Annotated in this window: 9 protein-coding genes; 5 read left to right on the top strand and 4 right to left on the bottom strand. The window is 66.9% G+C overall.

The annotated features are described in order from the left end of the window. Positions 1-308: 308 nt before the first annotated feature. A complete protein-coding gene (gene fabV, locus ABE423_RS19560; RefSeq protein WP_346487235.1) occupies positions 309-1,547 on the top strand; it encodes an enoyl-ACP reductase FabV in 1,239 nt (412 codons plus the stop codon). Between the two features lie 92 nt (positions 1,548-1,639). On the opposite strand, the gene ABE423_RS19555 is transcribed toward fabV, so the two are convergent. The 3 genes from ABE423_RS19555 to ABE423_RS19545 all read right to left on the bottom strand — a co-directional run bounded on the left by ABE423_RS19555 (position 1,640) and on the right by ABE423_RS19545 (position 5,530). Continuing rightward, entirely contained in the window at positions 1,640-3,709 is a 2,070-nt protein-coding gene (locus ABE423_RS19555) for an EAL domain-containing protein (RefSeq protein WP_346487233.1), read from the bottom strand. 91 nt (positions 3,710-3,800) lie between these two features. Then, complete coding sequence (locus ABE423_RS19550) at positions 3,801-4,985, bottom strand: aminoacetone oxidase family FAD-binding enzyme (RefSeq protein WP_197616592.1); 1,185 nt, start codon at positions 4,983-4,985, stop codon at positions 3,801-3,803. Beyond that, a complete protein-coding gene (locus ABE423_RS19545; protein WP_125895966.1) occupies positions 4,982-5,530 on the bottom strand; it encodes a YaeQ family protein in 549 nt (182 codons plus the stop codon). Before ABE423_RS19545 ends, ABE423_RS19550 begins: the two co-directional genes overlap by 4 nt. Positions 5,531-5,654: 124 nt before the next feature. On the opposite strand from ABE423_RS19545, the gene ABE423_RS19540 reads away from it, so the two are divergent. Then, complete coding sequence (locus ABE423_RS19540; protein ID WP_125895965.1) at positions 5,655-6,533, top strand: pseudouridine synthase; 879 nt, start codon at positions 5,655-5,657, stop codon at positions 6,531-6,533. Positions 6,534-6,539: 6 nt separating this feature from the next. Here ABE423_RS19540 and ABE423_RS19535 read toward each other — a convergent pair whose 3' ends face one another. After that, on the bottom strand, positions 6,540-7,028 hold the full coding sequence (locus tag ABE423_RS19535; protein WP_010484520.1) for a YaiI/YqxD family protein: 489 nt from the start codon (positions 7,026-7,028) through the stop codon (positions 6,540-6,542). Positions 7,029-7,329: 301 nt separating this feature from the next. On the opposite strand from ABE423_RS19535, the gene ABE423_RS19530 reads away from it, so the two are divergent. From ABE423_RS19530 to ABE423_RS19520, 3 genes are all read left to right on the top strand, one after another. Continuing rightward, positions 7,330-7,539 carry a cold-shock protein gene (locus ABE423_RS19530; protein ID WP_004153307.1) on the top strand — a complete coding sequence of 70 codons (210 nt, stop codon included), beginning with the start codon at positions 7,330-7,332 and terminating at the stop codon, positions 7,537-7,539. Positions 7,540-7,726: 187 nt separating this feature from the next. After that, the gene (locus tag ABE423_RS19525; protein ID WP_180836819.1) at positions 7,727-8,416 is read left to right on the top strand and encodes a glutathione S-transferase; all 690 of its coding nucleotides are present in this window, start codon (positions 7,727-7,729) and stop codon (positions 8,414-8,416) included. Positions 8,417-8,448: 32 nt separating this feature from the next. Next, the gene (locus ABE423_RS19520; RefSeq protein ID WP_346487229.1) at positions 8,449-10,014 is read left to right on the top strand and encodes a protein adenylyltransferase SelO; all 1,566 of its coding nucleotides are present in this window, start codon (positions 8,449-8,451) and stop codon (positions 10,012-10,014) included. The last annotated feature ends 174 nt before the right edge of the window (positions 10,015-10,188 follow it).

Below are 10,188 nucleotides of genomic sequence, written 5' to 3'. Positions count from 1 at the left end.
GGTTGCGGGGGTGTCCGCGGCATGGATGCCGCGGCCAAGCCTCCATGGACGGATTTACGGCGTCCCCCGCAACCGGACCCACCCCGCCAACCCACAGGAACCCAGCTTTTGAAGTTGCTCCGGCTCCGGCCGTTGCTCCGGCCTCTGCGGGTGCAGGGTGCAACCCTGCAGAACAAACCCCACCCTACGCCGCCGTCGGTTGTGCAATCTTCCCCCGCGCACTACGATCCTGCGGTTCGCGCGCGCAGGCGCGCGCCCGTATTCCTGCTGAGCGCCCCGCGCGCCGCATCTGCCAACCCGAGGTATCCATGGTCATCAAACCGCGCGTCCGCGGCTTCATCTGCGTCACCACCCACCCGACCGGCTGCGAAGCCGCGGTCAAGCAGCAGATCGACTACATCCGCGCACGTCCGCCGATCCAGAATGGTCCCAAGCGCGTGCTGGTGATCGGCGCCTCCACCGGCTACGGCCTGGCTGCGCGCATCACTGCCGCCTTCGGCAGTGGCGCCGCCACCCTGGGCATCTTCTTCGAACGCCCGGGTAGTGAAACCAAGCCGGGCACCGCGGGCTGGTACAACTCGGCCGCGTTCCACAAGTACGCCGACGAAGCTGGCCTGTACGCCAAGAGCATCAACGGCGATGCCTTCTCCGATGAAGTGAAGGCCAGGACCATCGAGATGATCAAGGCCGATCTCGGCCAGGTCGACCAGGTCGTCTACAGCCTCGCCGCGCCGCGCCGCAAGCACCCGAAGACCGGAGAGATCATCAGCTCCACGCTGAAGCCGATCGGCGAGCCGATCACCCTGCGTGGCCTGGATACCGACAAGGAAGTGCTGACCGAGACCCATCTGCAGCCGGCCACCCCGGAAGAAATCGCTGGCACCGTCGCGGTGATGGGCGGCGATGACTGGCAGATGTGGATCGATGCGCTGGCCGACGCCGGCGTGCTGGCCAATGGCTGCACCACCACCGCCTTCACCTACGTGGGCGAAGAGATCACCCAGGCGATCTACTGGAATGGCTCGATCGGTGCGGCCAAGAAGGACCTGGACAACAAGGTGCTGGGCCTGCGCGAGAAGCTGGCCAGGATCGGTGGCGACGCGCGCGTGTCGGTGCTGAAGGCCGTGGTCACCCAGGCCAGCTCGGCCATTCCGACCATGCCGCTGTACCTGTCGCTGTTGTTCAAGGTGATGAAGGAAAAGGGCACGCACGAAGGCTGCATCGAACAGCTCGACGTGCTGTACGACATCCTCTACGGCGGCAAGGCCGATGGCGTGGCGGTCGATCGTCTGCGCCACGACCTGGTCGATGGCGATGGCCACACCGTCGCGCTGGTCGATGACGAAGGCCGCCTGCGTGCCGATTACAAGGAAATGGCCGCGGACGTGCAGGGCAAGGTGGTCGCGCTGTGGCCGCAGGTGACCAACGAGAACCTGTACGAGATCAGCGATCTGGCCGGCTACAAGGCCGATTTCCTGCGCCTGTTCGGTTTTGGCGTGGAGGGTGTCGACTACGAGGCCGACGTCAATCCGGCGGTGAATAACTAAAATCTGGTCGACTTGACCTGACCACCGAAGAGGCCGGCGAACGCCGGCCTTCTCTTTGGGTGGTGCCGGCCAGTGGCCGGCACTACCATCGGTCATCCGAACTCGAAACCCATCTCCGGCATCGCCGGGCCAACGAAGTCGCCCTGCACGTAGTCCACGCCGGCACTGAACAGCAACGTCATCGAATTGGCATCGCTGACGAACTCGGCGATGGTGCGGATGCCGGCTTCCTGCGCGCGCGCGGTGATCTGGCTGATGCGGTCGATGTTCTCGCGGGTGGCTGCCAGGTCGCTGGTGAAGCCACGGTCCAGCTTGAGGAACTGCGGCTGGAAGTGGGCCAGCAGCTGGAACGAATCCAGCCCCGAACCGAACTGCTCCAGGCCGATGCGGCAGCCCAGCGGTGCTACTTCGGCAAGGAATTGCTGTGCACTGCGCAGGTGGGTGAACACCTTCGCTTCCGGCGCATGCAGCCACAGCCGTTCGCCGGGCACACCCTGAGCCTGCAGCTCGCGGCGCAGGGTAGCGATCATCTGCGGGTCGTCGAACGATTCCGGCGTCACTTTCACCAGCATCTGCGTGGCATGGCCTTCGCGTGCACGCTGGCCCAGCACCGCGATGGCCCGTGACACCACCCAGCGGTTGATGTCGGCCAGCAGGCCGTGCTCCTCCGCGATACCGAGGAACGCGGTCGGACTCAGCAGTTCGCCGTTGTGCTCCAGGCGCAGGTAGGCCTCATACAGCTCCAGCGACTCGCCCTGCAGGTTCAGCACCGGCTGGTAGTGCAGCTGGAAGCCGTCACCGGCCAGCGCTTCACGGATACGGGCGACCCAGCGCAGCACGCGTTCTTCCTCCACGCGGTCGGCGGCGGCCGGGTCGAAGATGCGGCAGGTGTTGCCCAGTTCTGCGGCGGCCTGCGTGCATTCGCTGGCGCGCGCCAGCACCTGGCCGATGCTGGCGATCTTCTCGCCCACCTGCACGCCACCGATGCTGACCGTCACCGTGGCCGAGCGTGCGCCGATGCTGAAGACGTGCGCGGCGTAGGCTTCGCGGATGCGCTCGGCCAGCGCCACGGTCTGTGCGTAGGGCCCGGCCTGCAGCACGGCGAAATTGTGTTCGCCGAAGCGGGCCAGCTGTGCGTCCTCGCCGACCACCTCGGCCAGCTGGCCGGCAAGGGCGCCGATCAGGGTGTCGGCCGAGGCCAGGCCAATGTCCGGCAGCAGGCGCGCGTAGTGGTCCGGCTCGATCAGCAGCAGGCCGAACTGGCCTTCGCTGCGCCCGGCCTGGGCCACCGCGCTTTCCAGCTGCAGCATGAAGGTCGGGCGATTGAGCAGGCCGGTGACCTGGTCGCGCTGGCGCAGGTCCTCGACCTCACGTGCCAGCTCGGGGTCGAATTCCATGCGGCGGCGGAGCACCACCTGCAGGCAGGATTCGCCTTCGTAGGTGGCAGCGGCAAACTCCATCGTCGCCGGGAACGCACTGCCATCCTCGTGGCGCGCGTCGAGCTGGTACTGGGGCGGCGGCGCCTCGCCACGGCTGAGGCCCTTCAGCAGCTGCTTGAAGCCCTCCACGTGCTGGGCGGCGACCATGTCCAGCAGCGAGATGCCTTCGATGTCGTCGAAATGCTCGTAACCGAACATCTCCAGATAGGCGTCGTTGGCGCGGATGTGCATGCCTTCATGCACGTAGGCGATGGGGTCGCGCGAGGAGGCGATCAGCGCGTCGCAGCGGCGCTCGGTCTCGCGCATCTGCGCCTCGATGCGGCGCAGGCCACGACGCGCCTGCAGGTCCACCCACTGGTCACGGACCACGGCGAGCAGATGCTCCGGACGTTGGCGCAGGGCGAGGGCGCGGATGCCATGGCTGCTGGCCTGCACCAGTTCGTCCTCGTCGATGCGCTCGGCCAGCAGTACCAGTGGAATGTCCTTGCCGCTGGCAGCAATATGCTGGGCCACCAGTGGCAGCGGGATGCCCTGGGAGGGCGAAGCCAGCACCAGGTCGATGGCCTGGCTGGCCAGTACCTGGGCCAGCTCGGCTGCATCCTGCGGACGCCACGGGCGTACCGCGATGCCGCTGTTGCGCAGCGTGCTGACGATGGCTTCGGCATTCTCGCCGCTGTCATCGACGATCAGCAGGCGGATGGTGATGTCGTTCGCGTTCTGCATGCACTGCTCCCCAATCTGCAAATCTAGATACACGATGCGCGGCGAACCGTCCATGCGCGCACCCCTTGCACGCATTGAACGGCGATGTGGTTCACACCACGCCACCGGCTGCGTGGCCGCTGGCCCAGGCCCACTGGAAGTTGTAGCCGCCCAGCCAGCCGGTCACATCCAGCACCTCGCCGACGAAATGCAGGCCGGGCACGCGCTTGGATTCCATCGTCGAGGACGAGACCTCGGCGGTATCCACGCCGCCCAGGGTGACCTCGGCGGTGCGGTAGCCCTCGGTGCCACTGGCCACCAGCGGGAACGCGCCCAGCAGCTGTGCGGCCTGGCGCAGCACCGGCTCGTCCAGCTGGCGCACGGGCCGGTCGGGCAGCCAGTGTTCGCACAACCGCTGTGCCAGCCGCTTCGGCAGTACCTCGGCCAGCACCGTGCGCAGCTCGGCGGCAGGACGTTCGCGCTTCATCTGGCGCAACCACTCGCCGGCATCCTGGCCGGGCAGCAGGTCCAGCTCCAGCGCGTCGCCGGGTTGCCAGAACGAGGAGATCTGCAGGATCGCCGGGCCACTCACGCCGCGATGGGTCAGCAGCATGAAATTCTGGAAGCTCTTTCCGTTGCAGCGCGCCTCGATGGGCAGAGCGACGCCGCTGAGATCGGCCAGCCGTTCCTGGTGCTTGCCGCTGAGCGTCAGCGGCACCAGCCCGGCGCGGGTCGGCAGCACCTGGTGGCCGAACTGTCGGGCCACTTCATAGCCGAAGCCGCTGGCGCCCATGCTGGGAATGGAGAGGCCGCCGGTGGCCACCACCAGCGAGGCGCAATGGAACAGGCCCTGCGTGGTGTGCACGCGGAATCCATCGCTGCCATGCTCGATGCGCTGCACGCTGCAGTCGGTACGCACCTGCACGCCTGCCGCCTGGCATTCGTCCACCAGCATCTTCACGATCTGCTTGGACGAGACATCGCAGAACAACTGGCCCAGCTCTTTTTCGTGATACGCGATGCCGTGCTTGCTGACCAGCTCGATGAAGTGCCAGGGCGTGTAGCGCGCCAGTGCCGACTTGCAGAAGTGCGGGTTGGCCGACAGGAAGTTGGCCGGGGTGGTGCCGGTGTTGGTGAAGTTGCAGCGGCCACCGCCGGACATCAGGATCTTCTTGCCGACCTTGTTGGCATGGTCGATCACCTGCACCTGGCGGCCGCGCTGGCCAGCCGTGATTGCGGTCATCAGCCCGGCCGCACCGGCGCCGATGACCACCACGTCGCAACGGATCGTGCTCATGCCTTGGCGCGCTTGCGCCAGTTCGGGATCACGTCGAGCTGGATCTGGTCGTTGAGCAGCTGCACTTCACCGTCCTGGATCAGCACGCTCCAGCGCATGGCGCGCTGGATCTGCTGGCCCCAGCGCTCGACGAATTCACCGTCCAGATCAACCACCGAGAGATTGTCGAAGCGTGCCAGGCCCTTGCTCTGCTTGCCCCACCAGATCTCCGAGGCGTTGCCGCCGTAGTTGATCACCTGCACCTGGCGGCTGCGGTTGCTGGCCTTGCGGATGCGCGATTCGTCCGGATGGCCCAGGTCGATCCACTGCAGGATGTCGCCGGTGTAGTCGTGTTCCCACAGATCCGGCTCGTCATCGGTGCTCAGGCCGCGGCCGAATTCCAGGCGGTCGCTGGCGTTCAGCGCGAAGGCGAGCAGGCGCACCATCAGGCGATCGTCGGTCTCGGACGGGTGCTGGGCCAGGGTCAGGTTGTGGGTCGCGTAGTAGCCGCGATCCATGTCGCTGATCTGCAGTTCGGCCTTGCGGATGGTGGCGGTGAGGGCCATGGGGGGTCCGTGGACTAAAGACGACAATGATAGAGGTTTGCTCCAGGGGTGTCCGTTGCCGGTCTGTCTGCGCAGCGTCAACGGTGGCACTCTTGCGCTCTTTCCCGTGGCCGGAGTGGACGCCATGACCTTGCCCAGCCGCCTGCAGCTGCCACCCGGCCACTGGTCCAGCCTGCTCGATGGCCTGTGCGCGCGTTTCCCGCGCATCGACCGTGCGCAATGGCAGGACCGCTTCGCCCGAGGCCGCGTGCAGGATGCGCAGGGCAGGGCACTGGCGCCGGACATGCCTTGGCAGGTGGGGCTGGAAATCCAGTACTTCCGCGAGGTGGCCGACGAGCCGGTGATTCCCTTCGCCGAGACCATCCTGCATCTGGATGCGCACCTGCTGGTGGCCGACAAGCCGCACTTCCTGCCGGTGACGCCGGCCGGTGGGTATGTACGGGAAACCCTGCTCTCGCGCCTGGTCGTCCGCACCGGCAACACCGAGCTGGTGCCGCTGCACCGCTTGGACCGGCTGACCGCCGGCCTGGTGCTGTTTTCCACCCAGGCAGGCACGCGTGATGCCTACCAGCGGCTGTTCCGCGAGCGGCGCATCGGGAAGACCTACGAGGCGCTGGCACCGGCGCTGCCGGGGCTGGCGTTTCCGTTGCAGCGGGACAGCCGGCTGGTGCCAGGGGAGCCGTTCTTCCGCATGGCCGAAGTGCCGGGCGAGCCCAATGCCCGCAGCCGGATCGAGCTGATCGAGGCCGAGGGGCCGGTCTGGCGCTACCGGTTGCGGCCGGAAACCGGCCGCAAGCACCAGCTGCGCGTGCATATGGCGATGCTGGGCGCCCCCATCGAGGGCGATGACCTGTATCCACAGCTGATGCTGCGCCCGGATGAAACGGTCGAGGCGCCCCTGCAGCTGCTGGCGCAGGGGCTGGCCTTCGACGATCCATTGAGCGGCGAGCCCAGGCGGTTCAGCAGCCAGCGCCGCCTGTGCCTGCCCGGCCTGGGCGGGTAGGGCCGTTCAGCGAACCGGGCGCCGCGCCAGCCAGCGGTCCAGTTCGGCGGCGAACAGCTGCCGGTCACGGGGTCCCAGCGGCGGTGGGCCCCCGGTCTGCACCCCTGCGCCGCGCAGCTCTTCCATGAAATTGCGCATCGACAGCCGCTCGGCCATGTTGTTCGGGGTGTACAGCTGGCCACGCGGGTTCAGCGCCACCGCCTTCTTTTCCAGCACCAGTGCGGCCAGCGGGATGTCCTGGGTGACCACCAGGTCACCGGCGGCGACCCGCTCGACGATGGCGCTGTCGGCCACGTCCAGGCCCTGGGGGACCTGGATCGAGCGCAGCCAGCGTGAGGGCGGGGTCCGGATCCACTGGTTGGCGACCAGGGTCAGCTCGATCCCAACGCGTTCAGCGGCACGGAACAGGATGTCGCGAATGACGGTGGGGCAGGCGTCCGCGTCTACCCAGATGCGTGGGAGAGCGGGTTCAGCTTGGGTTTCAGCTTCAGTCATTTACCCAGTGTAGGGTAGGAAAATCCTGAATGGGGACTCGGAGTTAGCCTCGATCGGCTGCCAGCCCTTGTCACGTCTAGCGGGCGGGGTCTGCCCATGAACGTCCGGGCTATCGCTTTTTGCAGAAAACACGCGTATCGTTCGTCCCACTGTGTTTGCTAGGGTCACCGTGAATCGTGGCCTGGTGCAGTTGATCTCACGATCCGCTCATCGATCCGCTTTACCAACGCCTGCAACTCAGTCTCGGCCCCGATACCCGGTGGCTGCGATTTTTTCAACATGTGTTTCAGGAGTTAGTCAAATGTCTGATCGTCAGACCGGCACCGTCAAGTGGTTCAACGACGCCAAGGGCTTCGGCTTCATCACCCCGGAAAGCGGCCCGGACCTGTTTGTGCACTTCCGTGCCATCCAGGGCACCGGCTTCAAGACCCTGCAGGAAGGCCAGAAGGTTACCTTCATCGCCGTCCAGGGTCAGAAGGGTATGCAGGCTGACCAGGTGCAGGCGGTCTAATCCGTCTGCTACCGTTTGGTAGCCAGAACGCCGGAAGCGAAAGCTTCCGGCGTTTTTTATTGCCCGCCGTTTTTTGTAGAGTCGAGCCACGCTCGACTGTTCTCAAAGCCAGTCGAGCATGGCTCGACTCTACAAAGGGCATGCACTGCGCGCGGTACGATGTGGGCCTCCCCAAGGATCACCCCCCATGCGCATCGTCCACCATCTGGAAAACTCCCGTTCCCTGCGCGTGCTGTGGATGCTGGAGGAGCTGGGGCTGGACTACGAACTGCGCCGCTATCCGCGTGATCCGAAGACGCTGCTGGCGCCGCCGGAACTGCGCAACGTGCACCCGCTGGGCAAGTCGCCGGTGCTGCAGGATGGCGAGCTGGTACTGGCCGAGTCCGGGGCGATCCTCGACTACCTCGCTGACCGCTACGACACCCAGCGCCAGCTGTCGCCGTCGCCGACGCCTGCCGATGGTGCCGAGCGCATCGCCTACCGCTACTGGCTGCACTACGCCGAAGGCTCGGCGATGCCGCCGCTGCTGCTGACCCTGGTGATCGGTCGCATCCGCAGCGCGCCGATGCCGTTCTTCGCCCGCCCGATCGCACGCAGCATTGCCGACAAGGCCGAGCGCGGCTTCATCGGCCCGCAGCGGCGCCTGCACCTGGACTGGATGGAGCGCCGCCTGGCCGAAAGCCCGTGGTTTGCCGGTGAGCGCTTCAGTGCGGCCGACATCCAGATGAGCTTCCCGATCCAGGCCGCTGCCGCGCGCGGTGGTGGCCTCGACGACAAGCCGGCACTGCGTGGCTTCCTCAAGCGTATCGGTGAGCGCCCGGCCTACCAGCGTGCCGAGGCCCACGGCGGCCACCTGCAGGCGCTCAGCGGCAATTGAGGCGGGCGGCCGTCGCCCCCATCTTCAGCACCATGGATACCGACAGCCCCCGTTTCGACAACCGCCTGCTGCATACCCTGCCGGGCGACCCCGAATCCGGCCCGCGCCGCCGCGAAGTGCTGGGCGCGGCCTGGTCGCCGGTGATGCCGACCCCGGTGACGGCGCCCACGCTGCTGGCCTGGGCGCCGGACGTCGCCGCGATGCTCGGCTTCGATACCGCTGAGGTCGAGAGCGAAGGTTTCGCGCGTGTATTCGGTGGCAACGCACTGTATGCAGGCATGCAGCCATGGGCGGCCAACTACGGTGGCCATCAGTTCGGCCATTGGGCGGGCCAGCTCGGCGACGGCCGCGCGATCTCGCTGGGCGAACTGGTCGCACCCGATGGCCGTCACTGGGAACTGCAGCTGAAGGGTGCCGGACCGACGCCGTATTCGCGCGGCGCCGATGGCCGCGCGGTGCTGCGCTCGTCCATCCGCGAATTCCTGTGCAGCGAGGCCATGCACCATCTGGGGGTGCCGACCACGCGCGCGTTGTCGCTGGTCGGTACCGGCGACGACGTGGTGCGTGACATGTTCTACGACGGCCACCCGCGCGCGGAGCCGGGTGCCATCGTGGGCCGGGTATCGCCGTCGTTCCTGCGCTTTGGTTCCTTCGAACTGCCGGCCTCGCGTGGCGAAACCGCGTTGCTCCAGCAGTTGGTCGACGCCTGCATCGCCCGCGACTTTCCGGAGCTCGAAGGGCAGGGCGAGGCGCTGTATGGCGACTGGTTCGCGCAGATCGCGGTGCGCACCGCCGAGATGATCGCGCACTGGATGCGCGTGGGTTTCGTGCATGGCGTGATGAACACCGACAACCTGTCCGTGCTCGGCCTCACACTCGATTACGGCCCTTACGGCTGGGTCGAGGATTTCGATCCGGACTGGACGCCGAACACCACCGACGCGCAGGGCCGGCGTTATCGCTTCGGTACCCAGCCGCAGGTGGCGTACTGGAACCTGAGCCGATTGGCCCAGGCGTTGTCGCCGTTGTTCGCCGATGTGGCGCCGCTGCAGGCCGGTCTGGCGGCCTACCAGTCCACCTTCGTGGCCTGCACCCGTCGCGATGCCGCAGCCAAGCTGGGCCTGGCCGCTGCCGACGATGACGACCTGCAGCTCTACCTGCGCTGGCAGCAGTTGATGCAGGACGGTGCCATGGACATGACCCTGGCCTGGCGCGCGCTGATGCGCCTCGATCCGACGGCAGCGGATGCGGCGCTGCTGGACGCGGTGTACTACGACGAGGCGCGCCAGCAGGCGGTGCAGGCACCGTTGCAGCAGTGGCTGCAGGACTACGCGGCACGGTTGCAGGCCGATCCGTTGTCGGCCAGCGAACGCACGGCGAAGATGGCCGCGGCCAATCCGCTGTATGTGCTGCGCAACTGGTTGGCGCAGGAAGCCATCGACCGCGCCGAACAGGGCGACCTCGGCGGTGTTCATGCGTTGCAGGACGTACTGCGTGATCCGTACACCGAGCGTGCCGGGCTGGAGCATTTCGCCGGCAAGCGCCCGGCGTGGGCCGACAACCGCGCCGGCTGCTCGATGCTGTCCTGCAGTTCCTGAGGGTGGGTTTCGGCAGGGCTGCGCCCTGCACCCGCAGAGGCCAGGGCAACAGCCAGAGCAAAAGCGGATTCCGTGGTCTGGCGGGGCGGTGTGGGGCTGCAGGACACGCCGTAAACCCGTCAATGGGGGCTCGTTGGCGCAATCCTTGGCGCCAACGGTCCTGCAGCCCCACAC

The organism is Stenotrophomonas sp. TWI1409 (genome assembly GCF_039673015.1).
In the GTDB taxonomy this organism is placed as follows: domain Bacteria; phylum Pseudomonadota; class Gammaproteobacteria; order Xanthomonadales; family Xanthomonadaceae; genus Stenotrophomonas; species Stenotrophomonas maltophilia_A.
Note: the sequence above shows the minus strand (reverse complement) of the source record. Positions and strands in the feature narration are given on the sequence as shown.

What these genes read in the sequence shown, in the direction of transcription:
- ABE423_RS19535 (WP_010484520.1), bottom strand. Translation starts at nt 7,028, where the DNA reads ATGACTGAAGCTGAAACCCAAGCTGAACCCGCTCTCCCACGCATCTGG.
- ABE423_RS19525 (WP_180836819.1), top strand. Translation starts at nt 7,727, where the DNA reads ATGCGCATCGTCCACCATCTGGAAAACTCCCGTTCCCTGCGCGTGCTG.
- ABE423_RS19545 (WP_125895966.1), bottom strand. Translation starts at nt 5,530, where the DNA reads ATGGCCCTCACCGCCACCATCCGCAAGGCCGAACTGCAGATCAGCGAC.
- ABE423_RS19550 (WP_197616592.1), bottom strand. Translation starts at nt 4,985, where the DNA reads ATGAGCACGATCCGTTGCGACGTGGTGGTCATCGGCGCCGGTGCGGCC.
- ABE423_RS19520 (WP_346487229.1), top strand. Translation starts at nt 8,449, where the DNA reads ATGGATACCGACAGCCCCCGTTTCGACAACCGCCTGCTGCATACCCTG.
- fabV (WP_346487235.1), top strand. Translation starts at nt 309, where the DNA reads ATGGTCATCAAACCGCGCGTCCGCGGCTTCATCTGCGTCACCACCCAC.
- ABE423_RS19530 (WP_004153307.1), top strand. Translation starts at nt 7,330, where the DNA reads ATGTCTGATCGTCAGACCGGCACCGTCAAGTGGTTCAACGACGCCAAG.
- ABE423_RS19540 (WP_125895965.1), top strand. Translation starts at nt 5,655, where the DNA reads ATGACCTTGCCCAGCCGCCTGCAGCTGCCACCCGGCCACTGGTCCAGC.
- ABE423_RS19555 (WP_346487233.1), bottom strand. Translation starts at nt 3,709, where the DNA reads ATGCAGAACGCGAACGACATCACCATCCGCCTGCTGATCGTCGATGAC.